The sequence below is a fragment of the Pseudarthrobacter humi genome (genome assembly GCF_024294965.1).
Taxonomy (GTDB): Bacteria; Actinomycetota; Actinomycetes; order Actinomycetales; family Micrococcaceae; genus Arthrobacter; species Arthrobacter humi.
Map to the genome: position 1 here is coordinate 484,293 of NZ_JANCLV010000002.1, position 23,871 is coordinate 508,163.

The 23,871-nt window shown below is 63.5% G+C and carries 20 protein-coding genes and 4 pseudogenes; 16 read left to right on the top strand and 8 right to left on the bottom strand.

The window, feature by feature from the left end:
- From NFC73_RS05185 to NFC73_RS05200, 4 genes and pseudogenes are all read left to right on the top strand, one after another.
- On the top strand, positions 1–1,686 hold a 1,686-nt coding region (locus tag NFC73_RS05185; RefSeq protein WP_254748183.1), incomplete at its 5' end, for an Ig-like domain-containing protein.
- A gap of 142 nt (positions 1,687–1,828) precedes the next feature.
- Positions 1,829–2,179 (top strand): ArsR/SmtB family transcription factor, encoded by a 351-nt coding sequence (locus tag NFC73_RS05190; protein ID WP_254748185.1) that lies wholly within the window; start codon positions 1,829–1,831, stop codon positions 2,177–2,179.
- Positions 2,179–2,640 (top strand): annotated as a pseudogene (locus NFC73_RS05195) (SRPBCC family protein); the annotation flags it as partial. The gene NFC73_RS05190 and the pseudogene NFC73_RS05195, both read left to right, overlap by 1 nt.
- Before the next feature lie 48 nt (positions 2,641–2,688).
- Positions 2,689–3,090 carry a VOC family protein gene (locus NFC73_RS05200; protein WP_254748267.1) on the top strand — a complete coding sequence of 134 codons (402 nt, stop codon included), beginning with the start codon at positions 2,689–2,691 and terminating at the stop codon, positions 3,088–3,090.
- Positions 3,091–3,196: 106 nt separating this feature from the next.
- Here the strand turns inward: NFC73_RS05200 and NFC73_RS05205 are convergent, their stop codons facing one another.
- The 4 genes and pseudogenes from NFC73_RS05205 to NFC73_RS05220 all read right to left on the bottom strand — a co-directional run bounded on the left by NFC73_RS05205 (position 3,197) and on the right by NFC73_RS05220 (position 7,834).
- Positions 3,197–4,843, bottom strand: a complete 1,647-nt coding sequence (locus NFC73_RS05205; RefSeq protein WP_254748187.1) for a S8 family peptidase — start codon at positions 4,841–4,843, stop codon at positions 3,197–3,199.
- Between the two features lie 377 nt (positions 4,844–5,220).
- Positions 5,221–5,913: a nuclear transport factor 2 family protein gene (locus NFC73_RS05210; RefSeq protein ID WP_254748189.1), complete on the bottom strand. Its 693-nt coding sequence runs from the start codon at positions 5,911–5,913 to the stop codon at positions 5,221–5,223.
- An 83-nt stretch (positions 5,914–5,996) separates the two neighbouring features.
- A pseudogene (locus tag NFC73_RS05215) lies at positions 5,997–6,393 on the bottom strand (aldo/keto reductase); the annotation flags it as partial.
- A gap of 61 nt (positions 6,394–6,454) precedes the next feature.
- The gene (locus tag NFC73_RS05220) at positions 6,455–7,834 is read right to left on the bottom strand and encodes a hypothetical protein (protein WP_254748191.1); all 1,380 of its coding nucleotides are present in this window, start codon (positions 7,832–7,834) and stop codon (positions 6,455–6,457) included.
- Between the two features lie 493 nt (positions 7,835–8,327).
- Here NFC73_RS05220 and NFC73_RS05225 point away from each other — a divergent pair, with 493 nt between their 5' ends.
- The 7 genes from NFC73_RS05225 (at position 8,328) to NFC73_RS05255 (ending at position 13,205) form a co-directional block, all read left to right on the top strand.
- Positions 8,328–9,140, top strand: a complete 813-nt coding sequence (locus tag NFC73_RS05225; RefSeq protein WP_254748269.1) for a nuclease-related domain-containing protein — start codon at positions 8,328–8,330, stop codon at positions 9,138–9,140.
- A gap of 308 nt (positions 9,141–9,448) precedes the next feature.
- Entirely contained in the window at positions 9,449–9,652 is a 204-nt protein-coding gene (locus tag NFC73_RS05230; protein ID WP_254748193.1) for a hypothetical protein, read from the top strand.
- 39 nt (positions 9,653–9,691) lie between these two features.
- Positions 9,692–10,837 (top strand): cation:proton antiporter, encoded by a 1,146-nt coding sequence (locus NFC73_RS05235; protein WP_254748195.1) that lies wholly within the window; start codon positions 9,692–9,694, stop codon positions 10,835–10,837.
- A 431-nt stretch (positions 10,838–11,268) separates the two neighbouring features.
- Complete coding sequence (locus NFC73_RS05240) at positions 11,269–11,895, top strand: hypothetical protein (protein ID WP_254748197.1); 627 nt, start codon at positions 11,269–11,271, stop codon at positions 11,893–11,895.
- 86 nt (positions 11,896–11,981) lie between these two features.
- Positions 11,982–12,137 carry a hypothetical protein gene (locus NFC73_RS05245; protein WP_254748199.1) on the top strand — a complete coding sequence of 52 codons (156 nt, stop codon included), beginning with the start codon at positions 11,982–11,984 and terminating at the stop codon, positions 12,135–12,137.
- A 112-nt stretch (positions 12,138–12,249) separates the two neighbouring features.
- The gene (locus tag NFC73_RS05250; protein WP_254748201.1) at positions 12,250–12,492 is read left to right on the top strand and encodes an HNH endonuclease; all 243 of its coding nucleotides are present in this window, start codon (positions 12,250–12,252) and stop codon (positions 12,490–12,492) included.
- A 116-nt stretch (positions 12,493–12,608) separates the two neighbouring features.
- Positions 12,609–13,205, top strand: coding sequence for a hypothetical protein (locus NFC73_RS05255; protein ID WP_254748203.1), 597 nt, complete (start codon positions 12,609–12,611; stop codon positions 13,203–13,205).
- Positions 13,206–13,213: 8 nt separating this feature from the next.
- Here the strand turns inward: NFC73_RS05255 and NFC73_RS05260 are convergent.
- Positions 13,214–13,394, bottom strand: a pseudogene (locus tag NFC73_RS05260) (AraC family transcriptional regulator); the annotation flags it as partial.
- 233 nt (positions 13,395–13,627) lie between these two features.
- On the opposite strand from NFC73_RS05260, the gene NFC73_RS05265 reads away from it, so the two are divergent.
- Positions 13,628–14,332, top strand: a complete 705-nt coding sequence (locus NFC73_RS05265) for a hypothetical protein (RefSeq protein ID WP_141139726.1) — start codon at positions 13,628–13,630, stop codon at positions 14,330–14,332.
- A 39-nt stretch (positions 14,333–14,371) separates the two neighbouring features.
- On the opposite strand, the gene NFC73_RS05270 is transcribed toward NFC73_RS05265, so the two are convergent.
- Positions 14,372–14,773, bottom strand: a complete 402-nt coding sequence (locus tag NFC73_RS05270) for a hypothetical protein (RefSeq protein WP_254748205.1) — start codon at positions 14,771–14,773, stop codon at positions 14,372–14,374.
- A 640-nt stretch (positions 14,774–15,413) separates the two neighbouring features.
- On the opposite strand from NFC73_RS05270, the gene NFC73_RS05275 reads away from it, so the two are divergent.
- Positions 15,414–16,304, top strand: coding sequence for a DUF4352 domain-containing protein (locus tag NFC73_RS05275; protein ID WP_254748207.1), 891 nt, complete (start codon positions 15,414–15,416; stop codon positions 16,302–16,304).
- Positions 16,305–16,407: 103 nt separating this feature from the next.
- Here the strand turns inward: NFC73_RS05275 and NFC73_RS05280 are convergent, their stop codons facing one another.
- Entirely contained in the window at positions 16,408–17,463 is a 1,056-nt protein-coding gene (locus tag NFC73_RS05280; RefSeq protein WP_141139723.1) for a 2,3-butanediol dehydrogenase, read from the bottom strand.
- 30 nt (positions 17,464–17,493) lie between these two features.
- A complete protein-coding gene (locus NFC73_RS05285; protein ID WP_254748209.1) occupies positions 17,494–19,284 on the bottom strand; it encodes an NAD(P)/FAD-dependent oxidoreductase in 1,791 nt (596 codons plus the stop codon).
- An 89-nt stretch (positions 19,285–19,373) separates the two neighbouring features.
- Here NFC73_RS05285 and NFC73_RS05290 point away from each other — a divergent pair, with 89 nt between their 5' ends.
- The 3 genes and pseudogenes from NFC73_RS05290 (at position 19,374) to NFC73_RS05300 (ending at position 23,417) form a co-directional block, all read left to right on the top strand.
- Positions 19,374–20,747, top strand: a complete 1,374-nt coding sequence (locus NFC73_RS05290; RefSeq protein WP_254748211.1) for a GAF domain-containing protein — start codon at positions 19,374–19,376, stop codon at positions 20,745–20,747.
- Positions 20,748–20,974: 227 nt separating this feature from the next.
- Positions 20,975–21,168, top strand: a pseudogene (locus NFC73_RS20955) (alkaline phosphatase D family protein); the annotation flags it as partial.
- A gap of 824 nt (positions 21,169–21,992) precedes the next feature.
- Positions 21,993–23,417: an ATP-binding protein gene (locus NFC73_RS05300; protein WP_254748213.1), complete on the top strand. Its 1,425-nt coding sequence runs from the start codon at positions 21,993–21,995 to the stop codon at positions 23,415–23,417.
- The last annotated feature ends 454 nt before the right edge of the window (positions 23,418–23,871 follow it).

Sequence of the window (23,871 nt, forward strand, 5' to 3'; positions counted from 1 at the left end):
CCGACACTGACGGCCCCGGCCACAGTCACCGCCGCGACCGCCACGTCCGTGACCATCAGCGGCAGCGCCGAGGCAGACGCCACCGTCACGCTCAACATCACTGACGCCGACACCGTTCACACCGTCACCGCAACCGCGACCGCGGACGGAACCGGGAACTGGTCCATAACGCCACTGAACCTGACGAGCCTCGACGACGGCCAGCTCATCTACACCGCCACCGCGACCGACACGGCCGGTAACACCGGCCCCGCGACGACGGCAACGGCCTCCAAGGACACCGCACCCCCGGCCGCGCCGACACTGACGGCCCCGGCCACCGTCACCGCCGCGACCGCCACGTCCGTGACCATCTCCGGCAGCGCCGAGGCAGACGCCACCGTGAGTGTCACAGCGTCCGACGGCGCGGGCCATGCCGTGAGCGGAACGGCCACGGCCAGCTCGACCGGGGACTGGACCATAAGGGCACTGAACCTGACGAGCCTCAACGACGGCCAGCTCATCTACACCGCCACCGCGACCGACACGGCCGGCAACACCGGCCCCGCGACGACGGCAACGGCCCCCAAGGACACCGCACCCCCCGCTGCGCCGACACTGACGGCCCCGGCCACCGTCACCGCCGCGACCGCCACGTCCGTGACCATCAGCGGCAGCGCCGAGGCAGACGCCACCGTCACGCTCAACATCACTGACGCCGACACCGTTCACACCCTCACCGCAACCGCCACCGCGGACGGAACCGGGAACTGGTCCATAACGCCACTGAACCTGACGAGCCTCAACGACGGCCAGCTCACATACACCGCAACCGCCACCGACACGGTCGGCAACACCGGCGCGTCCGCAGCGCAGACCGGAACGAAGAAGACCACCGCAACGGCACCGCAGTTCACGAGCATGCCGTCCCAGATCACGGGCGACACGGTGACCGCCGTGCCATTCGCGGGGACCTCCGATCCGGGGGCAGCCGTGGCGCTCACGGCCACCGATTCGGGGAATTACAGCCTGTCGGCCACGGCAACGGCGGACGACTCTGGAAACTGGTCCTCGACGATGAACCTGAGCCAACTCAACTCGGGCCTGGTCACGTTCTCGGCCCAGGCCACGGACTCCTACGGCAACATCAGCACGGTGATGACGGCGACGAGCCGCATCGGCCCGAGGGTCGTGTCCGTCACGCTCCAGAACGGCGGAATCGCCGGCAAAGCGGACACCAACGACAAGGTCGTGGTCGTGTTCAACGAGCCGATGAGCCCGAGCTCGTTCTGCAGCACCTGGACCAGCCCCACAGGGCCGTGGACCCATATAAGCAGCAGCGTCAGCGTACTCATCAGCCGCAACACCTCCGCACCCAACGACACCCTGACCCTCTCGACGGGTTGCACGACCAGCAACTTCGGCACCGTCAACCTCGGCGCCCGCTACACCACCAGCACCGGCGGAAACCTCACCTTCAAGGGCAGCAGCACCGTCCAACGGTCCTCCGTCTCGCTGAGCGCGGACGGCAAGACCCTCACGATCACCCTCGGAGCCCTCAAGAGCGGCACCCGGGCCACTGGCGTCATCGCCGGCACCCCCACGTACCAGGGGACCGCGAACGGCCAACCCGGCATCGCAACCGACATGAACGGAGTCCCGCTCGGAACCAAACCCTCCGGCTCCGGGACGGCGTCGGGCTTCTGATCCTCGAATCGCGCGGGCCCACTAGCCGTGGGCAAGATTGACGATCCTTCACATGGGGATCACGAATCTAACGAAATTGACAGCATCAGCGACCACGCCAAGTCTTGTATTTGCGCTGATGCGTAATTAGGCTGGGGCGCAAATGGATGAACTGAGTGCGATTTTCCTTGCGCTGGCGGATCCCACCCGCCGTGCTCTGCTGGCGCAACTGCAGCAGGGTGAGGCGACGGTGACCGAACTAGCCGCTCCGCACTCGATTAGCGTGCCGTCCGTATCGCGCCACCTAAAAGTGCTCGAGCAGGCCGGGCTGATCACTAAGTCCAGATCGGCCCAGTGGAGGAACTGCCGGCTTCAACCTGCCCCGCTACAACAGGTTGAGGAATGGATGCGCCCGTACCGCGATTTCCTGAGCACACGGCTGGATCGCCTGGACGCTCAGCTCGCCATAAACCCCGATCGGCCCGATGAGCTCACAGGACTGGAGGATAGATGATGACCGACTACCCGACTCAGGATCGAAGCTTCACCCTTACCCGAATTTTGGCTGCATCGCGGCAGGCCGTGTTCACCGCTTGGACCGACCCTGAGCATCTTGCATGGTTCTATAACCCTGACATGCCCACACCGACCACACCCATTGAGGTCGACCTTCGGGTCGGGGGAACGTGGAAACAGCAGATGGTCGTCAACGAGAACCTTAGTTACCCCACCGGGGGGATTTACCTGGAGATCGTTCCCGACGAACGACTCGTTTTCCGCTGGGGAGCAGTTGGAGGATGGCCCGAACTCTGCGGCGAGAACGAACTGACCGCCCCTGTTGTCACGGTGCAGCTGAACGACGTGGGCAAGGAAACGGAGCTTGTCCTCACAGTTCGGTTCTCTGAGCATCTGGACATCGAAGAGGTGCAAAAGCTCATGATGGGAGGCACGCAGGAGGGCTGGGGTGCCACCATCGACCGGGTTAAGGACAGCACCGCCATGGCGCCCAAGACTAATGGGCGCATGGCCGGGCCTCAGGTCTATGTCTTTTTCCCGGGAACGGCGCGGGAGGCATTGAACTTCTATGCGGATGTTTTCGGCGGTGAGCTTTCTCTGCACACGTACGAAGACTTCGGCAGGAGCGACGGCCCACCAGAAGCCGTAGCTCATGGAGTGCTCAACGGCGTCGTTGCTCTGGCAGGTTCAGACGCAGCCGAAGGCCACACAACGGTCCGGCTCGAAGGCATCATGCTCTCGCTGCTGGGAACCGCCGAACCGGCGGTTCTCCACGAGTGGTTCGACAAACTCTCCGTTGGCGGGTCGGTGCTTGATCCACTCTCATCAAAGCCTTGGGGCGCCTCTGATGGCCAAGTGATTGATCGTCATGGACTTCACTGGCTTGTCGGATATGAGCCCGCGGCGTGAGCGACGCCCACCGAAATCGCCGGACTTCACAACGGGTGGGCGTCCGGACCGATGACCGGTGCCGAGGCCGTCACCATCTACAAGCGTGAAATCACTGAAGGTGAGGTCATACTGTCAGCCGTCGTCGGTGATTCAGCCGCCTGATTGCATATGCAGCAGCCATGCCACCAAGGACCAGTCCGATCGTGATTACCCAGAATGAGTTGTTCGCTGCAGCGGTCACGAAACCCGCCGCAGCGTCGTCGAATGCATCCGCTGCAGGGGCAATGGTGGCACCGCCACTTGGTAATGGGGCAGGGTTGGAGTTCGCTGCCACTGTTGCCGGTGTTTCCGAAGATGTGGTTTCGGGTCGTTGCGTGGCTTCGTCCACCACCGGCTGAGGTGAGATCACGCCAGGTTCAGCAATTGCCGCTGCCTGCGCCGCATTCGCGGCGGCAGGTTTATGTAGGGGCGATGCGGCTGCAGCCTGCCAGGAGGGAGCATCAGCAGGTTCGGGAGCCGGTTGCGCGGGAGCGGGTTGTGCGGGCCCTGGAGCCGGGGCAGTTGCAGCAGGTGCCGGGGCGGCATTGGTCGTAGCAAGGGGAGCGGGAGCTTGATCAGCGGTTACGGGGGGAGCTTCAGCGGTAGACGGGGTAGAAGCTGCTGATCCCTGCGACCCGCAATGCGTACCTACCCCCGCCCATGCATCACCAGCCTGGAGATTGGAGCAGGAGGGAACAGGTGGATTAGGCGCGGGGATAAATAGCAACCTGTTAGGGGTTGCGCCCTTATTGGCACTGATGACACCCGTCACCGCGTTGTTGGTCATCGACTGGTGAACCTGTGCCGGGGATAACGAAGGGTCACGGGAAAGCAGGACTGCAGCCGCACCGGAAACGTGTGGAGCAGCCATTGAAGTACCGTCCAGAGTGTTGTAGCCGGTAGCAGCGTTGTTCCAAGCAGACCTGATGGATATTCCCGGCGCTTGAATATCAACGCAAGAGCCGTAGTTGGACCATGACGCCTGAGCGTCGTTAATATCCGTAGCTGCAACGGTAATGGCAGACCGAACTCGAGCAGGAGAGGCAGCACAGGCGTCAGCGCCGGCGTTGCCTGCTGATGCGACTACCGTCATCCCGTCGTTAACAGCACTTTGAACGGCTTCGTCAAATGAAGAATTAGTGAAACCGCCAATACTGAGGTTCAGTACTGCTGGCTGACCGGCCACGTGGTGCTGAACTGACCAGTCAATCCCTGCCATGATTGTTGACGCCCAGCCGCTTCCATCGCACTCAAGCGCCCGGATGGGGATGATGCTGGCTTTCTTGGCAACGCCGTATGTTGTTCCGGCGGCGGTTCCGGCGACGTGCGTCCCATGACCATTACAGTCATTGATTCCATTGCCATCATGAACTCCCCACCAGACAGCAGGAATCCTCCCGGAAAATTCCGTATGGGAAACATGCAGCCCGGTGTCAACAACATAGATGTTCACGCCAGCACCTTCATTGCCGATGCTGTACTGCCCGTCTCGCCCTGATCGCTGATCTACCCGGTCAAGCCCCCAAATAGACGTGGCACCGGAGATTGCAACGGGAGTGTCAAGTTCAACTGAGGCCACGTCTTCTGATCTTTTCAGGGACTCCATTTCCTTCGGTGTCGCTACAACTACCGAAGCCTTCATTGCATGGGAAAGAGTCGCCTTAACTTCAATTCCCTGTTGCCGCAGGGACGTGGACTCCGCTTCTGCATTCACATCATTGCCATATTTCACGATGTACCTTTGCTCTCCTGCGGGTGGAGCAGAGGGCGAAGGAGTAGGAACAGTGGCAGTTGGCGGGTCAGTTGCAAGATCAGCATGAGCAACAGCAGGGGCCAGAGATAGAACCATTGAGGCAAGGAATACGGATGTCGCGGCTTTAAGGAAATACGGCGGTGTGGACATCTGCACTGTTCTTTCGTACGAAGGATGCCTCTTACCGCGGGAGCAGCCATAAGTGATTACCGAGCATTAATAGAAGCTGCACTACCGTGTGCCATACAAATGATAACGGCGAGGTTCCAGATATTAGACCTCAGCGGACTGATTGTCGAACATTATGGTCCGCCACGAAAATCTTGACTACGAGCACCTCGCCGCGGACCGCACCATCACCCGCGAGGCGATGACCGCGGAGTTCCGGGGCTGGTCGCCAAGTAGAACCTTCCCGAACCCTCGAAACCCCCATCCGAGTCCGCTCGGCTTGGGGTTTCGCCGTTGTTTGAGCGGTACGCTCCTTGAAACTGAAGAAGCATGGGGGAAGCGTCAGGGGCTGGTATCTCCGCCGCAACCGAGGTCCTGCGCGGAATGCTTGAACGCGTTCTGGCTGCGGCTGCCCTGCCCGGAATGTTCGTTGTGGGCCTGGTTAGAACTTCGTCGCCGCCGGCGCCAGGTGCAACCGGGCGAAGGGCGCCAGGATTCCTTCCCCGGGTCAGCAGGAACGGATTGAACGACGACGGCGGGACTACGTTGACCCAGCCGTCTCCGCGCGGCTCGAACCAGGAGCGCAACGTCAGGCGCCAGGTGGCTCTGGAGCCCCAGATCGTGGCGTCGGTGAGGGTTCGGGCGGTCAACGAGGGCACGGTGCCCTCGGCGTTAAGGGTGGCCTCGACCGTTTCTATCCGGTGGTACTGCATCTGGCCGGTTTTGATGGCGTCCAGCCATTCCGCCTTGTCCTGCACGGATCCGGTCATGTGCGTAAGGGTGAAGTCGTCGGCAAGGATGACGCCGAGTTCTGCGAGGTCCCCGGCAACCATCGCCTCGCACAACGCGCTGTGGAGCCCCTCCAGGTCCGTGGCGGTCACGGTTTCATCCGTCGTCGTGCCTGTGCTGTGAGTTCCTGTGCACCGTGGCTGGTGCAGTATTCCAAGCTGATCTTCTTTCTGTCTTAGGCTTCGGGGATGACCATCGAGAAGCGCTCCAGCCGCGCCTCGTCGGGGTCGGGTCCATTGCGCACACCGGAGTCGAGCGCGTCGATGGCGGCCAGTTCGTCGACGCTGAGTTCGAAGTCGAACACGTCGAAGTTCTCGGCAATGCGGCCAGGGTTTGTTGATTTCGGGATGGCTGAGCGGCCCTGCTGCAAATGCCATCGCAGCATGACCTGCGCCGGGCTCTTCCCGTGGACCCGCGCGATGGCGGCGATCGTCCAGACGCGAGCCGCGGATGCCTTCGCCGACCTCCCGCTCGTTGCCGTAGGCGGCGGCGGTATCGATGTGCCGGTAGCCGGCTGCGAGCGCAGCCTCGACGGCCGCCGTCGTCTGCTCGGGTGGGCTCTGGAAGACGCCATGACACGCAGCGGTGACGTGCGGAAGTTCCTGACACCTGGTGGACTTCGCACTCCACGCGTCAGTAGAAGTCGGCTGGTGTAGGGGGCCGTTTGAGGGTCCTGCTTAGTGGTTTGTCTCCGGGATAGGGCAGGCCGAGAGCCAGGCAAAAGAAAGCAGCCTTCAGGTCGGCGTTGCGGAAGTGGCTGACGAGAGCCTTGGGAGTCTCGGCTCCGATTCGGGGGTGTCGCTTTACGTCGTCTACCGCACCCTTCAAGTAGTTTTCGGCCCGCGCGAGCCTGTCTTTGTTCTCCCCGTAGGTTTCATGGAGTGCCAGCCTCGCGTCGTTGGCGCCATAGTTGGCCTGCGCCGTGCGGACGCGGTGGGTGACGGATTTGATGTAGTCCGCCACCAGGGTGTCCTCGGCTCCTGTGCCGAGCCCTGGCGGCGGGGCTGGCGCGAAGGGGTTGTCGGGAAGCCTGAGGATGGACAGCCCGGAGCCCTCGTCGAACCGATCGACGCGTTTCCGGTCGGAGCAGGCCCCCATGTGCCGGCCATCGGCCAGCGCGAAGTTACTCTGTGCCATCCAGCGGGCCACATCGACCGGCCTGGCCGTCGCGTAGTGCCTGGTACTGGAGGCGGGGATGATGTCGGCCAGACGCCCCGGACACGGCAGGATCCAGCGGTCGAATGTCCTCGCGGCGAATCTGGCCTCGTGCGGGAGCGTGTCCGTGGCCCCGAGGAGGCCTGCCCCGATGGCGACCGCACCGAAGATCTCGACGTGGTCGCCGGGCGGGATCGCTGCCAGGACCTGCCGCGCGTCCTCGTGGCTGACAGGCAGGGAGAGCCGGCCGTCCAGATAGTCGGCCCACGCCCACATGGTGCGTGGGTCGCGTGCGAGAAGCTCCCCTGGCTCGGCTGGCGCCGTGCGGTCCGCGTCCGGGGGGACGCGCTTCGGGGCCTCCGGGCTCACGCCAACGCCCTCAGCTGGCTGGTCTGATCCGGAATCAAGAAGGCGGGCCCACTCGTAGTTGACGCCGATCGACCGCCCCCGCGCGAAGTGGGCGTTGGCGATTTCACTGAGTTCGCGGCTGCTCTTTTCCGGGTGGGTCAGCCGGATCCACTCGTAGTCCCATTCCTGCATGTCCCGGATGTGGCGGACTTTTTCGGTGGCGCGCATCTGGTCCGCGAGATCCTCACTGGCGAGGGCCGGGCTGCGCGGGGCCATGACCGGTGGGGGCTCGAGTGGACGGGCCGGCTTGGGCGAGCGCGCCATGACCGGAGGGGCCGGGGTCCTGGCGAAGTGGACGATTGCCACGGTCAGCGCTACCACACCGAGAACGATCAGGAGAACCCACCAGAATTTGATGAGGACCCCGATCGCGACGAGAGCGAGGAAGATGCCGAAGGGGCCAAGCCCACCGGCGCCAGCGCTAGCTGAGCGACGACGTTTACGTGCCATGCTGCATGATCCCACCTGGCACCGACAATCTGTAAGGGCAAAAGTGGGGCCCGGATCCGCCAACCAGCCGTTGATGGAGCCGTAGCCGGTGGCGTATACAAATCAGGTCCGCTTCCAGCTCGGTGCCGTCGGCAAGGACCGCCGTTGTCGGTGACCTTCGAAACACACCCCGCGGGCAAGGTGGCCGCGCTGATCCGTCAGGCCGGCAGGGGGGTGGGGTCCTCGCCGAGCGCAATCTGCGCGTACGCGGTCCGCGCATCCCGGTTGGCGAGCGGCCGACGGCGGCTGTTGAGTCGGTCGGGACATTCCCGGTGCGAAGTCAGTCTTGGGCAGCTTTGCTCGCCGTTCGCAGGTCCGGAGCGCGGCACACCCTGAAAATTCTTGCGGTGAGTGAGGATTGAGCCATGGGAAAGCGCATCCGAGGCCTAACCGCCGCGATCTACAAGCAGCCTCCGTCCGTTCCGGCGATCCAAGTTCCAGCCTCTTGAAGCAGATGAAGCTCCGGTATGACGGAGCGTGTCGGCTCTGCGGTGCGTCTCTTCCGGCCGGGACTGAGGCAATCTATGAGAGCGAGACCAAGACCGTCCGCTGTTTGCAGTGCCCCACCGAGGCCATGGAAACCATGTCCCCCGGCCTGGAAACACCTCGTGAGGAGTCGTTGTCCACGGAGCCCGGAGTAGCCGGGTCGTCCGCACGACGCGAATATGAGCGCCGCAAGGCGAAGGACGAGGAAAAGCTCCGCGAGAAGTGGGGCCGCTTCGGCGGCCTCGCAGTCGCCCTATCTGACGAGCGCCAGCCCACCAAGGCCTGGGATCGGGGCGCGGTCGGTGAGGAACGCCTCGGCGCTCGTCTCAATGCTCTGGCCGGCGATGGCCTGGCTGTCCTCCACGACCGGCGAATCCCCGGCTCGAAGGCAAACATTGACCATATCGCCATCACCCCCGGTGGAATCTGGGTGATCGACGCCAAGCGGTACAAGGGACGGCCTGAACTGAGAATCGAGGGTGGCATCCTTCGCCCACGCGTTGAAAAGCTCCTCGTGGGCCGGCGTGATTGCACGAAACTGGTCGATGGTGCGCTCAAACAGGTCGACATCGTGCGCGACCACGTTGGGGATGTTCCGGTCACCGGGGCGCTGTGCTTCGTCGAAGCAGACTGGCCTCTGATCGGGGGCACATTCGCCACTCGCGACGTTCACGTACTCTGGCCGATACGGCTAGCCAAAGTGCTTACGGACCAGACAGCCGGCGACGTTGATGTGGCGGCGATGCGTGAGTTGATAGCCTCGCGGTTTAAGTCTGCGTGACGTCAGCAATCAATGTTCCGAAGCACGGTAGAAGCACGGTAAGGGATCGGCTACGCCCGCAATGCCATCTACGCAGTCACCAGGATGGAATTGATGGGACAGACAGTTGTGAGGTCCTAGCTCTAACTGTCAGCCTCGCCCTTGATGAAGTCCTCGTCCTTAGCCACCATCCACTTCCAGTGGCCGCCACAGGAACCGCGTATCGCTCAACGTCATGCGCCCACTACGGGTTACTGTGGCCATGGCCAGGCGCGGCGCGGGTGTGACAGCATGAGTCCACTATCCATACGCGCCGTGGAAAGGCAGCAATGGGCGGCAATTGCGCCCACGTGGCATCGGACCTGAAGAAGATCAGGGAAGGCAAGAAGCTCTTGACCATCCTGATGGTCAGAGGTGACTTGGCCAGGGGGATCCCCGCGCAGGTGGCCGGCGGCTACCACCGGGCGTGCGCAAGCTACTACACGGACGAGAACACGGACATTCCACTCAAACTGGCTGACGCGCCCCGCTAACCACCGTCAACGAACCGCAACGCCGGCAGAAGGAGGGACGTGTCGTTCTTTCAGCTTTCGCTGATCGCCGCGGTCGCGCTCCTCGGCCCGCTGCTGGCGCTACCCAAAAAATGGCACCTTCCCGTGGTGCTGGGGCAGTTGCTGGCTGGTATCGCCATCGGGCGCACGGGTCTGGGACTGGTGGACTCCTCGGATCCCACGTTCACCTTTGTGGCCGACGTCGGGTTCGCCCTCGTGATGTTCGTCGCCGGGACGCATGTCCCCGTGCGGGACCGAGCCATCCGCCCCGCACTGGCTGGTGGCGCCCTGCGTGCCGGCATCGCCGCATTGCTCGCGGCCGCCGTCGGAATCGTCATTGCCTTTGCCTTTGGCACCGGACATGCTCCGCTTTACATCGTCCTGCTCGCTTCCTCTTCCGCAGCCTTGGTGCTGCCGATCGTCGATTCCCTGCGGCTGACGGGACCAAAGGTCCTGACGACGACGGCGCAGGTGGCGGTGGCAGACATCGCCTGCATTGTGGCACTTCCGCTTGCTGTCGACCCACCCAATGCACCGCGGGCAGCCGTCGGGGCAGCCGTCGTCGCGGCGTGCGCTGCGGTCCTGTTCTTTGTCCTTCGCTGGCTGGAGCGCAACGGCACGCGCGGACGGATGCATGACGTGTCCGAGGACCGGAAGTTCGCCCTGGAGCTCAGGATCCAGCTTGCCTTGCTCTTCGCGCTCTCCGGGCTTGCCGTCGCGGGCCACGTGTCCATCATGCTGGCCGGGTTCTCCTTCGGCCTGGTGGTCGCAGCGGTGGGGGAACCCCGGCGACTGGCTCATCAGCTCTTCGCCGTCAGCGATGGCTTTCTGGGGCCGGTGTTCTTTGTATGGCTGGGCGCATCGCTTGACTTGCACACCCTTGCGGGAAGCCCCAAAATGATTCTCCTCGGCATTTGCCTGGGGTTTGGAACGCTGCTGGTCCATGGAAGCCTGCGGCTACTCGGCCAGCCTCTGCCGCTCGCGGTGCTAGCAGCGTCCCAGCTGGGGGTGCCGGTTGCCGCCGCCGCGATCGGCTCCCAACTGCATTTGCTGGAACCGGGAGAAGCCGCGGCCATAATCCTCGGGGCCCTCATCAGCATCGGCGCGAGCACCATCGCGGGCTCACGGGCCGCCCGCACGTTTACGCAGCCCGCGCCGGCAGCCTAGGGAGCCGGTCGGCTCCGAACCAGGACGGAGTTCCGGGTCTTATCAGCGGTTGAGCCTCTCTAAACCCCGGACTCACGACGGCGGCTACTCGGAAGCCACCACGCAAGCTAGGTGCCGGCTGAAGGGAAGGACGCGACGTCCCGATTCAACGGCCGGTGTTCCTGCGCCAAAGCTGGGAAAAACTTGCGGAGGCCTTGATGCGGGGCGGTCAGAATTGCCACCATCGCCCTGCCTTTTTGCTGCAGGCTACGGGGTTTCATTCGGCGGGCAATTTCGCGTCATCAATTTTATGGGGGCAATAAATGAATACACTTCTTCGGCGCCATGAAGCACGAGAACCGGTCAACAATGAAGTTGGCCATGTGATCCGGACTTCACCGGGATCAGGGATTTCCCGACGGCGAGTGGCTGGCGGGGCTCTGGCGGTCGCCGTGGTCATTTCAGCAACGGCCTGCGGAGGCCAATCAGCGGCCTCCATCAGTACTTCCCTTGCCAGTGAGTCCGCCTCCGCGACGGCAACGCCCACTCCAACCGCGCCGGCCGCTTCCGCCTGCCTCACCGAGAATGCGACTGAAAAGTACCTGCCGAAGATCTTCATCTGCACCAAGACCGACGCCGGAAAACTGCAGTGGATGGAGCAGTCGGAATCGAAACGGGTAACGGACACGCGAGCGGCAGCGAAGGTCGCGGCAGAGAAGGCGGCCGCAGACAAAGCAGCGCAAGACGCTGCTGCAAAGGCTGCCGCAGAGCAGGCCGCTGCGGAGGCGGCCCGTCAGGAAGCTGCTGCCGCTGAAGCGGCCCGCCAGCAGCAGGCCGCTGCTGCAGCAGCCGCCGCGGCAGCTGCACAAGTCCCGGCGCCCGTGCGGCCTGCCGCCCCCGCAGCGCCGTCCGGATGCGACTCGAACTACGCGGGAGCGTGTGTGCCCATTGCATCTGACGTCGATTGCGCCGGAGGGAGCGGAAACGGTCCCGCGTATGTGCGAGGACCCGTCACGGTCGTTGGATCTGACATCTATGGTCTGGACCGTAACGGGGACGGTGTGGGGTGCGAAGGGTAACCAGCGAGGTTGCGGACAGCTCGATGGTGTAACTGAAGCGCGCCGACTGGGGCCGTAAGGCTTTGTGTTTGGCATATGCGGCCGTAATGATGTGGCTTGGAATCTCCGTTTTCCTGGCCCTTATGCCAAAGCCGAAAGTAGTTTCCGGGACTGGCATTTCCTTGGTGACCGAGGTCCTGCGCGGAATGCTTGAAAGCGTTCTGGCCGCGGCTGCCCTGCCCGGCGCATTTCTGGTGGCCTAGTCATCGTTGCTGCTGTCGTCCACAGCCACGACATCCGACGCCGGGACCCGGTACGAGGTTCACCCGCCAGCAACGCCGCGAAGGCATGGCCCGAGCTGCCGGCCTGTGTGAAATGGAGGCCGGATTCCGGCGCCGTTGCTCCCGGCCCGCCGAACACGGCGACCACTTCTACCCCTGGTCCAAAGGCGGATCCACCAGCCTGCAGAACTTCGTCGCCGCCTGCGCCAGGTGCAACCGGGCGAAGGGCGCCAAGATACCTTCGCCAGGCCAACAGGAACGGATAGAACGACGACGGCGAGACTCTGTTACGCCCGACGGTTCGGTCAGTGTCGGCGAACGGCAGCCGCTTCGCTGACCCGCTCCGCCGTGCACGACAGTTATACATCTGCCGCGGAATGCCCGGTGCGGCTGGGATAGGCTCGCCTGGGACCGGGGCATGCATGGCTCCGGCGGCAAGGAGCGAGGAATTCATTGGATCTGCTGGGTGGCTTGAGCCGCGACGAACTCCGCTTCTTTCCCTGGATTGCTGCAGCCGTCTTCGCGCTGGTGGCCGGCCTCTGGCGTCCGCGCAGGTTTCATTGGACGGCGCTTGGTTCCGTCCTGCTCTTTGCGGCCCTCAACGCGGGTGCCGGGATCTATGTCCTGAGCCAATTCCGTGATTCCCGATGGTCCGCAGGAGGGGAACCGCCGCTGACCGTCCCGTCGTTCTCCGGGACGCCAATCGTGGGCCAGTATCTGGGCCCCTTGGACTCCGCGCTGAACGGGGTGGTCGGTGGCGTGAACGAGTTCCTGGCATTCAAGCAGGCACTTCCCATAGCGCTGGACTTCCTTGCCGTGTCCGGCTGGGCCCTGCTCCTCTCGTTCCCGCTCGCCATTGTCGCCGCCGTCGTCAGTTACGCCGTGGCTCGACGCCGAGCGGCGGACTTTGAAAAATACCGCGCCACCGTTGACCTGCTCAAAGAAGAGCTTGAGCAGGTCAAGCGGCAGATCTCGTCAGGGAGTGTCGTTGACACGGCGCTCCCTGCAGAGGGCGAGGTCAGTAACGTGCGGCACAGACAGACGGGCTGATAATTCTGTCAGGCGCTTTCCACCGGCAGCCGCAACTCGGTGGTTGCGGTGCTGAAGTCGGCGGCGGTCCAGAATGGCAACGACCGAGGGGCAGGGCCTCAGCCGCCAGTGGTTGGAGGGGAACCAGTCAGCGGCTGTGGCCGCCCACCTGGACTGGAGGGCCGCCGGGTAGGGTCCGGTGGCGCGGAACGCCGTGCGGGTAGGTCGGCTCGCTGCCCTCATCGGAAGGTTCGTTGCTGTCAGTTACCGGCGGCCGTGCGCAAGAGCCGAGCGACCTCGGGGGTCATGGAGTAGCGCTGACCGTCCCAATCCCAGATGTAGTGCCAGGAATTGCCCTTGGGGGTGGTGTACATCGGTCGAGGGCGCTGCGAGCGTCGGCCCATGTACAGCAGGTCAGGCCGACCCTACAATAAGCCATGCCCATGACCGGCCGAGCTGTCTCCGTTACGGTGCTGCTCGCCGTCGAGGCAGGACTGGCACTGCTGGCCGTGCTGGTCCACCACGGTTTCATGGCGGTGTACGGTCGTGTTGCCGATACCGCGTTCGAAGGACTCACCTGGGCCTTGACGGCAGGTCCTTCCGGAATGGCGCTCGGTCTGGTCGCGGTGGTTGCCGTGGTCGGTTTGGTCCTCTCGCCACGACTGTGGATGCGACTGACGGCCGTGGCCATCCCGGTCCTCATGCTGCTCGTGATGCTCGCTGTCACCCCCTTGGCCCTGGGGCAGAAGACCGGGAAGTACGACTCCTCTCCGCAGTGCGTGACCGAGGGTACGGATGAGCCCATGGCCAGTGCAGACCGCGAGTCCCAGCGGGCGTTCGATTCCATCGAACACATCGGCCTTTACAGCGGTGGCGGCGTGAGTGGTGTGGGCGGCTGTACCCGCTGGTTTGTGCTCTCGGGAGACGTCGATGTGTTGCAGCACTATCGTGCAGCGCTGCCAGCGGCGGGCTGGGAAGTGGTCGAGGATGACGGGCGCCACCTGCGGGCCCAGCGTGACGGCCTGGCGTTCCAGGTGATGCCCTGCCCTGGCGGCGGTGCCGTCTGGGCCGGAAGTGACGACCACCCCGCATACGGACAGGGAATTCCTGGGCTGGCGGGCACTGAAATTTGTCCCCACGACCTCTGAAAACGACAGGCTGGCGCGAAGGCCGAAGGGTGAGACCGGCTACAGACGCTTCCGTCCGAACCCAAGCAGCGCCATGGCAACAGACAGTGCAAGCCCTGAGGCTATGAGCGGGGTGGTTTCCCGGTCCGGGTGCCGGAACGATTCCCGCGTGATCCGCTCCCACGAGATGCCCAGAATGTAGAGGGCGCCCAGCACGCCGACCGCCCGCCTGACCCACGGCCGCGGCCTGGCAATCAGTAAAGCGGTCCCTGCCGCGTGGGCGGCTAGCGTGTGCCACGGCGCTGACAGCCCGCTGCCCATGGCCCACATGTCGCGCGCCACGTCTTCGGGCTTGCCCCGGCCAATGGGCGCGTCGTAAGGGATCCCGTCCCGGATGGCTTTCCGCGCTCCGATGAGCTGGAGGATCAGCTCTATCAGCGAGACTGCAGCCAGGACTTTCATGATCGATCCTTCCAGGGGTCGCGGCAGGGACGAAGAGCGTACCGCCACACGAGGATAGCGGGCAATGGTTTCCCGCTGACGACGGCGGTACGCACCCAGGTGCGCGCCGCCGTCGTGCCCCTCCGGTCGCCGAGGCCCCCGCGCCGGTAGCTGGCAGCCTCCCCAAATACGATGCCCTCCGTGCAGAACTCATTGCAGCACTGGAAGCGAAGATGCCGGACATCAGCTGGACCGTGGACAGGCCAGCCACCCTGGCCACGCTCCAGAACGGCAGATGCATGCACTACCTGCAGACCATGCAGAGCAGCGCCGACGTGGTGGAGCCATCCAACCGAGAAGTCCCTGCTGCTGGCGGACAGCAGCACGTTCGAGCACCACGCGAAATACCGCGTCCTCGCCCTGGAAGAGCTTGACGTCATCATCAGCGACGCCCGCCTCGACGAGACCGCTGCCCGGAAGATTCGGGGGCTGGGCTTTGAGGTTGTGCGGGCGAGTTTGAAGGCCAACTGACTCCAAAGTTAATGGTTCATCTTTACATGGCCTTTGGTCCCTCCACACGAGGTACCAATCATGCTTGTCATATTGAAGTTGCGTCTTGTCGTAACACATAAAAAGCTTTTTCGTCTGTCATATTTGAGCCATGACTACACCAGAGTTCCCTGGGGCGGGCTCACAGCAGACTTCGCCCAACCACCCACCTGTCGCGCAGTCGGCTTACGAGGCGTCAACGCAGACCCTCCCGCCGCGACCGACGAAGGCAAAGAAGCCGTTGAACGTCGTCGGCCTCATCGCCCTCATCACAGCAGTGCTCGGCTTCATCTTCGCTTGTATGCCCGGCGCCCTCATCGTTGGCTGGATACTGCTGCCTATCGCATTCGTTCTGGCTCTCGTCTCCCTGTTCCAAAGGGACAAGCCCAAGGGGATGGGTATCACTGCCTTGATCCTGTCAATCGTTGGAACAATTGTCGGGGTCGTCGTGTTCTTTGGCGCCGTCGGGTCGTCCATCGACAACGCCCTCGGCAGCGGCGACACCAAAGTCGTAGCACCGTCCGGGGATGCAGGTGCCACTAACGGCGGGGCAGCGGAAGCTCCCGCTGCCAAAACCGGAACCCGCGAGACCCCCCATCCGATCGGCTCGGTCATTGAGTCCAAGGACTGGCGCGTTGTGGTCAACTCGGTCACCCTTGCCGCCACAGACGCTGTTGTCGCTGCCAACCAATTCAACGACCCGCCTGCCGCGGGTTCGGAGTACATCCTCGTGAACTACTCCGCCACCTACATCGGCGATGACGCTAACGGGCAGACGCCGTCGTTCGTGTCAGTCGAATACGTGACAGCAGACGGCAGGACCGTGAACAGCTACGACAAGAACGTCGTAGAACCGGATCCCATCAGCTCGAACGCGCTTTATAAGGGCGGCTCGGCAACAGGCAATCAGGCTTTTGAAGTGCCGTCGGCCACCGCGGCTCAAGGCGTTCTCGCCGTCAGGGCGGGCATGTTCGGTGACAAGGTATTCGTCGCAGTCAAATAGCACTCAGAGGAAGTTCGCAAAGCCCCCGCCAGAGGCGGGGGCTTTGCTTTGCCGCGCTCCGCAACTGTTTCGGTGCAGTTCCTCCGCGTAGCCTCAAGCACTCCTACGGGTGCACCAGCACTTTCACCGCCGTCTCCTTGTGATTGATGAGCGTGTCGAAGCCCTGCTCCACCAGGTCCTCCAGCGCGATCCTGCCGGTGATGAACGGCTTCAGATCCACCTTGCCTTCCTGCACCAGTTTGATGGCGGCAGCGTGGTCCCGGACGTAGGCGATGGTCCCGCGCAGGTCGATCTCCTTCAGGACCAGCTTCTGCATGTCCACCGTGGCAGGCGCACCCCAGATGGACACGTTGACCACCACGCCGGCGGGCCGGACGGCGTCGAGCATGGTGTCCAGCACGGCGTTCACGCCGGCGCATTCGAAGGCGACGTCCGCCCCGGTACCGCCGGTGAGTTCCAGCACCCGCGCCGGGACGTCCTCCTTGCTGGGGTCCAGCACATGGTCCGCCACGCCGCTGGAAACCGCCTTTTCCTTGCGGGCCAGCGTCAGCTCGCTGACGATCGTGGTCACCCCCATGCCCTTGAGGACGGCCGCGGTGAGCAGCCCGATCGGACCCGAACCGCCCACCAGCGCCACGTCGCCCGCCTTCACGCCGCTGCGCGCCACCGCATGGTGCGCCACGGACAGCGGCTCGATCAGGGCCGCCTCATCCAGCGGGATGTCCCCGATGGGATGCACCCACCGGGCGTCCACCACGATCTTCTCGCTCAGGCCTCCCCCGCCGCCGGAGAGCCCAATGAACCCCATCTTGCGGCACAGGTGGTAATTGCCCGCCTGACAGGAATCGCATTCGTCGCAGACAAAATAGGGTTCGACGACGACGTTGTCCCCCTTCGCGAGGCCCGTCACCCCTTCGCCGACTTCAGACACAGTCCCGGAGAACTCGTGCCCCAGAGTCACCGGAGCCTCCTCCCCCGAGAGCGGGTGGGCATGCCCCGGGGCGGGGACGAAGATGGGGCCTTCGAGGTACTCGTGCAGGTCGGTTCCGCAGATGCCGCACCAGGCGACGTCGATCTTGACGGCCCCGGCGCGGAGCTCCGGCTCCGGCACATCCTCGATCCGGATGTCTTTCCTGCCGTGAAAACGTGCTGCCTTCATGATGGTCCTCCCGATTGAAGCGGATAAGAGTCAGCGCGTGTGATGGGTGGGCTGCAGTTCGTACACGGGTGTCTCCAGCCCCTCCATGCGGGCCTTGAGTTGCAGGGCCAGGTACGACGAGTAGTGCCGGCTCTGGTGCAGGTTGCCGCCGTGGATCCAGAGGTTGGGCACGTTGGTGGGCTTCCACATGTTGCGCAGCTCCCCTTCCCAGGGGCCCGGGTCCTTCGGGGTGTCCGAGCCGTACCCCCAACATTTTCCTACTTTGTCCGCGATTTCGGGAGAGACCAGGTCCGCCAGCCAGCCGTTCATGGAGCCATAGCCGGTGGCGTACACAATCAGGTCCGCCTCCAGCTCGGTCCCGTCGTTCAGGACCACGGCGTTGCCGGTGATCTTGGAAACCTCCCCCGAGCGAAGCTGCACCCGGCCGTCGATTATGAGCTGGGAGGCGCCGACGTCGATGTAGTAGCCGGAGCCGCGCCGCAGGTACTTCACGAACAGCCCGGACCCGTCCACACCGAAGTCCAGGTCGAACCCCGCGGCCTCCAGCTGCGAGTAGAAGTCCGCATCCCGGGCAGCCATCTCCTGGTACACGGGCACCTGCGCCTCGGGCAGGATCCGCAGCGGCAGCGACGCGAACAGCAGGTCGGCCTTCTCCGTGGTCACCCCGGCCGCCAAAGCCCTCTCCGAGTACAAGTCGCCCAGCGCCAGGTCCATCAGCGACTCGCTCCGGGCGATGTGGGTCGAGGACCGCTGCACCATGGTGACGTCGGCGCCGTGCTCCCACAGGTCCGCGCAGATATCGTGCGCGGAGTTGTTGGAGCCGATCACCACGGCCTTCTTCCCGGTCCAGTCCCCGCCGCCCGGGTGCTGCGACGAGTGGCGCTGCTCCCCCAGGAAGGAGCCCGCGCCGTCGAACGCTGGAATGTTCGGGTAGCCCGAGACGCCAAGGGCAAACACCAGCTGCTTGGGCCGCAACGTCACAGGCTCCCCGTCACGAACGACGCTGACCACCCATTCCTGAGTACCGTCATCGAACTCGGCGCCCAGGCACTCGGTGCCGCCCCAGTAGTTCAGTTCCATGATCCGGGTGTAGTGCTCCAGCCAGTCGCCGATCTTGTCCTTGGCGGCGAAGACGGGCCAGTCGTCGGGGAACTTCAGGTACGGCATGTGGTCGTACCAGACGGGGTCGTGCAGGTGCAGGGACTTGTAGCGGTTCCGCCAGGAGTCGCCCGGCTTCTCGTTCTTCTCGATGACGAGGGTGGGGACGCCCAGGCGCCGCAGCCGGGCCGCGAGGCCGATGCCGCCCTGCCCGCCGCCGATGATGACCGTGTAGGGCTGCTCCTCGTAGCCGAGCCGCGCCTCGCGCTCCTCCTTCTGTTCCAGCCAGGAGCGCCGGCCCTTGATGATCTCGTGCGCCACGCTCTTCTCGCGGCGGGTTCCCTTCTTCTCCTCGAAGCCTTTCAGCTCCTGCATGGTGGTGAGCAGCGTCCAGCATTTGCCGTTCCGCAGCCGGAGGTGGCCGTAGCCGCGGGCGGCGGCGGTTTCGAACGTGATCCAGGCTTCCGTGGTGGCGGCGTCGCCGGTGGCGTCCTCGGAGAGCACCCAACCAGAAGGCTGCACGTGGTCCAGCGTGGCCTCGAGCATCTGCCGGATGTCCGCCTTGCCTTCCAGCGTTTTCAGGTTCCAGGTGAACGCCACGAAGTCGCGCCAGTAGCTGTCGTCCTCAAAAAGCTCCAGCGCGGCGTCCACGTCGCGACGCTGCAGGGCGGTATCCAGTTCCGTCAGCCAGGCCTGCGCGGCTGCGGTGGGTGTTTCGGTCATGTCCACTCCCTTGTGTCGTATGGTCCGTGTGTCTGTTGGTCCCGGCGGCCCCGTCCCGCCGGAATCCCCTGCGCTAAGCTGGTACGGGCGTGAGCTGCATCACTATTGCAACGCAGTGGGGGTTTCAACCGCGTTACACGGGCACTGCCGGCAAGGACGCCGTCGGTGAGGAGGACATTGTTTTGGACTACGGCCTGAGGTTTTCGGACCCGGCGAAGTACTCGCGTGCCCTGCGCCACGCCCACGAATTGGTCATCTCCGGTGTCCCGCGCCCGGAGATCCCTACCGATCTGGCCGATTCGTGGCGCCGTTCCATGGCACTGGGTATCAGTCCGGACCAGCACAGCCCGAGGCGCCTGCACGACGCCGCCGACGTCCTGGAGCTGCGGCGGGAACACCGGCTGCAACAGGTCATGCCGGCGCTCCACGACCTGCTGGCCGACGATTCCAGTTCCGGCCGGCACCTGCTGGTGCTCACCGACGCCCGCGGCGAGATCCTGTGGCGTGTGGGCAGCCCGGAGGTGCTGCGGCGGGCGGACCGGCTGGAGTTCTCCGAAGGGGCCGACTGGTCCGAGGCCGGCATCGGGACGAACGCCATCAGCGAGGCGCTGATCACCGGCCGGCCGGTGCAGCTGTTCTCCGCAGAGCACCTGGTCCGTACGCACCATGAGTGGGCCTGCACGGCGGCGCCCATCATGGACCCTTTGACGGGTGCGTTGCTGGGCGTGCTCGACGTCTCCGGACCGCTGGACACCATCAGCGCCGACACGCTGCGGATGGTGCGTTGCGCGGTCCGGGTGGCGGAATCGCTGTTGGGAACGCCCGACGGCGGGTCGTCCTTGCGTGCCAGTTCTCCCGTTCGTGCTTCCCGGCGGGCCGTCCGCCGGCCGGTTGCGGCCGTTGAGTCGCTGGAGCTTCTCGGGGACAGGCCTGCCGCGGTGTTCCGGGACGGCAGCCGGGTGCCGCTGACGCTGCGCCGTGCGGAAATTCTCGCGCTGCTGGATTCACGCGCCCAGGGCTGGAGCGCCGAGGAGCTGGCTTATGAGCTCTACGGTGATGCGGGCACCACGGCCGCCATTCGCACCGAGATGTTCAGGGTCCGCTCCATGCTGGGCGATGCCGTGGAGTCGAACCCTTACCGGTTCGTCGCTGGCCTGACCGGACGTTCGGATTCGGGCCGGGTGCTTCGGCTGCTGCATGAAGGGCGCGTGGCTTACGCGCTGGAGGCGTACCGGGCTCCCCTGCTCAGCCGCTCGGGTGCTCTCGCGGTGCAGTTGCTCCGGGACCAGCTGGACCTGGCGGTTGGCTCGGCCGTGCGTTCCAGCGGCGACACTGGGCTGCTCGTCCGCTGGCTGTCCACTGATATGGGCTCCACGGATGTTGAGGCAGTTGAGGCGCTGGGACGGCTGGGGGGACGCGGGGATGCGCGGTACCTGGCGTTTCTGGCGCACTGCGGCGCTTAAAGTTGTCTGCTCGGTGGTTGAGCCTGTCATACCGAGGTGATTCAGAGCCCGCCGAAACCCTCAGCCAGGCCGTCGACGAACGTCTGAGCGCGGACGGGAGGGACGGCTACGCCTCCTCCCGTCGCGGCATCACCCAAGGCTGGGCGGACGCCAAATTCAGCAACGCCGTGGTCCTACCTCCATACGCAACGGCACCGGCACCGACACGGACACCACGGTGGACCCTCAACGCGTGGAACCACCACGTGAAGTTCTACAACGACAACCGCGGCTACGTAAACATCCGCATCACCAAGGCCGCAGTGACCGCCGACTTCCGCGTCCCGGACGTAACGGCAAAGGGCGCCCCCGTGAGCACGAAGCATATTTCACGATCAAGAATGGAGTGCCGGGGCCGGAGGCGCGGAATAACACCTATTGAAAGCCTGAATGTCTTAGCCGGTCGACACCACCGGTGAGCGTGCCGAAGCCGCCCGTCGACGCACTCGCCTGATTCCAGGAGACCGGGGTTCGCCTTGGGTGTAGCTGTGGTCGTGGTCCACGCACTGCGGGATCCGACTTGCCGAGGACGTCCATCATTGCGTCGCTAACACCCATGAAACCATCAAGGCTTGCAGGCTCCCTCGGCGCGGGCGTTCCACGCGTCGGAGGCATCAAAACGACTCGTCCCCTCACTTGGCAATGAGCAACCGAAACGAAGGTTCAGCTTAGAAGCAACTGAAACCAACGGTTCAGCTCAGTGAGGAATTGAAACGAAGGTTCAGCTTAGGAGTAACTAAAACCAAGGTGTAGCTTATACACCTAAGCCGCATTATCGTCAAGAGCTCGACTTGTTTTTTCTGGGAAACGTGATAATTTTCACCAATGACTCGATTCCAAACAGTACCGCCCGAGGGCGAGCGCCCCTGGTCCGGGTGCTCAACCGATGCGCCCTCGGCCTACTGGCACCAGCCACAACGACCCACCCCCTGGACGGCGCTTCGTCAATACTTCGTAACCGGCTGGCTCGTGCCTTGGCCTGCCAGCCCTCCGACTGCCCAGCGGAGATTATAGTGCGCGAGGTCCTGCCTCGCCTCGTGATCCTCTTCGCTGGTCACCGACGATCACTACGGGTCATGGATTGTATAAAACGCGCTTTCTGGCACCTGCCAGCTAGTATCCAAAGTGCTGGGAAAGTTGACGGCATGAACTACCTTTGGGGGGCCAGTGATAACCGAGCAAAACCTTCCGCCTGATCCGCATCTCATGGAATCCATGCGGGCCGTCGGCTACACGCTTCAGACCGCCGTCGCTGACTTGATTGATAACTCGATAGCTGCTCAAGCGACTCAGGTAGATATCTTCTTCGGCGACCAGCCCAGTCCATACGTGGCTCTCGTCGACAACGGCGAAGGCATGACATCCGGGGAAGCAGTCCAAGCCATGCGTCTGGCTGGCGCGAGCCCGATGAGAACTAGAGCAGCAACCGACCTTGGGCGATTTGGCCTCGGGCTGAAGACTGCATCTTTGTCGCAATGCCGGGACTTGGTCGTCGTTTCCAAGCGGAACGGGGTTGTCTGCGGTTTCGAATGGAACATCGATCACATGATCGAGCGACAAACCTGGAGTCTTATTGTTCTGGGTGAAGACGAACTTGGGCAGCTACCGCGATTTGGCGAGCTTGCGGCATTAGCGTCAGGGACGCTGGTCATTTGGCGGGACCTCGATAGGTTGGAGTCAATCGTCGGTGATTTCGGCTCTTCTTTTGACGCAGCCATGATGGATGTCCGGGACCACCTAGCACTCGTATTCCACAGATTTCTTGCTGGGGAGCACGGTCAGCGCTTCGATATCTTGCTGAACCGAGTCCCGATACAAGGTTCGGATCCTTTTCTAGAGTCCAACAAGGCTACCCAGGTGGGCCCATCCGAATCCTTTTCCGTTGGCGGAGAACGTGTTCAGGTCCAGCCATACACGCTTCCGCACCTTAGCCGGATGACTACGCCTGAAAAGAAGCGGGCCCAGATTGCGGGCCGGGTCCGCGACAGCCAAGGTTTTTACATTTATCGAGGGAAGCGCTTGGTCATATGGGGCACTTGGTTTCGAATAGCACCCAAGGACGACTTAGGAAAGCTGGCGCGCGTAAAGGTTGATATCCCGAACACCTTGGATCACCTTTGGGCCTTGGACATAAAGAAGGCTTCGGCGGCACCGCCACCACAGATCAGGGATAATCTTCGCCGGATCGCTGGGCGCATCGTAGAACCCAGCAAGCGAGTCCACCTCTACCGTGGCCGTATCGTCCAAGAACAATCGCGCACAAGTCCCCTGTGGAACGTCATCGATGACCGAGGAACCTTCCGTTACGAGATAAATCGGCAGCACCCTGCCTTGGCCATGCTGACCGATGAGATGAGTCCCGCGGACGTAGCGCAGATGTCATCGGTGCTTTCGCTCTTGGAAGCCACTTTCCCTGTTGAAGATGCCTACAACAGACTTGGCCAAGATGAGAGCCACTCCCCCATTGAGCCATCAATACCCGAGCTCGAGGACTTGGCTGCCGCACTCTGGAATGCCCATAAAGCTAGCGGAGGAGATTCGGAACAGTTTGTCTCCGCTATGGCTTCGATAGAGCCGTTCGCCCTTACACCCGCCCCCGCTGAGCTCCTTTGGAAGGTAATTAATGACTAGCCAGGCCGCCGCCGCCGACCCCAGTGTCGTCCGTTCTCAGATTGAACAGCTTGAGACAGTTGTGAGCGCTCTGCTCAGTGACGACAAATACAGCGAGTCATTCCTCCACGAGCAGCTGGCAAAGTTCCGCCCTGTCGTTGCCCCCGACGTGTCGGACATTGAAGTTACTTCCGTCCACCGAAGGCTTGTCAGCAAGTTAAGCATCGATGTGGAGATCGGTGTTGGTATCACGGACAAAGACTTCAAACCTTGGCTTGCCTCGAAGAAGCACCACATCGAATGGACCCGGTGGCTCACGTACAAGCAATGGTTGCGCAATAACAATCGTTCTCCTAGTAGTACTTTGTTAGGTTGGGGGTGCGTGTTGGCAGTAGGGGCAGCGGCTGAGTAGCTGGACGAGGTGTTCCTGGAGTTCCTTGAGGACCTTGTACAGGCTCAGGCTGCCCCTGCCGAT

Coding starts and splice junctions, on each gene's coding strand:
- NFC73_RS05220 (WP_254748191.1), bottom strand. CDS start 7,834: ATGGCACGTAAACGTCGTCGCTCAGCTAGCGCTGGCGCCGGTGGGCTT.
- NFC73_RS05250 (WP_254748201.1), top strand. CDS start 12,250: ATGGAGGCCGGATTCCGGCGCCGTTGCTCCCGGCCCGCCGAACACGGC.
- NFC73_RS05200 (WP_254748267.1), top strand. CDS start 2,689: ATGGCCGGGCCTCAGGTCTATGTCTTTTTCCCGGGAACGGCGCGGGAG.
- NFC73_RS05285 (WP_254748209.1), bottom strand. CDS start 19,284: ATGACCGAAACACCCACCGCAGCCGCGCAGGCCTGGCTGACGGAACTG.
- NFC73_RS05270 (WP_254748205.1), bottom strand. CDS start 14,773: ATGAAAGTCCTGGCTGCAGTCTCGCTGATAGAGCTGATCCTCCAGCTC.
- NFC73_RS05300 (WP_254748213.1), top strand. CDS start 21,993: ATGGAATCCATGCGGGCCGTCGGCTACACGCTTCAGACCGCCGTCGCT.
- NFC73_RS05275 (WP_254748207.1), top strand. CDS start 15,414: ATGACTACACCAGAGTTCCCTGGGGCGGGCTCACAGCAGACTTCGCCC.
- NFC73_RS05280 (WP_141139723.1), bottom strand. CDS start 17,463: ATGAAGGCAGCACGTTTTCACGGCAGGAAAGACATCCGGATCGAGGAT.
- NFC73_RS05225 (WP_254748269.1), top strand. CDS start 8,328: ATGAAGCTCCGGTATGACGGAGCGTGTCGGCTCTGCGGTGCGTCTCTT.
- NFC73_RS05245 (WP_254748199.1), top strand. CDS start 11,982: ATGATGTGGCTTGGAATCTCCGTTTTCCTGGCCCTTATGCCAAAGCCG.
- NFC73_RS05230 (WP_254748193.1), top strand. CDS start 9,449: ATGGGCGGCAATTGCGCCCACGTGGCATCGGACCTGAAGAAGATCAGG.
- NFC73_RS05190 (WP_254748185.1), top strand. CDS start 1,829: ATGGATGAACTGAGTGCGATTTTCCTTGCGCTGGCGGATCCCACCCGC.
- NFC73_RS05265 (WP_141139726.1), top strand. CDS start 13,628: ATGACCGGCCGAGCTGTCTCCGTTACGGTGCTGCTCGCCGTCGAGGCA.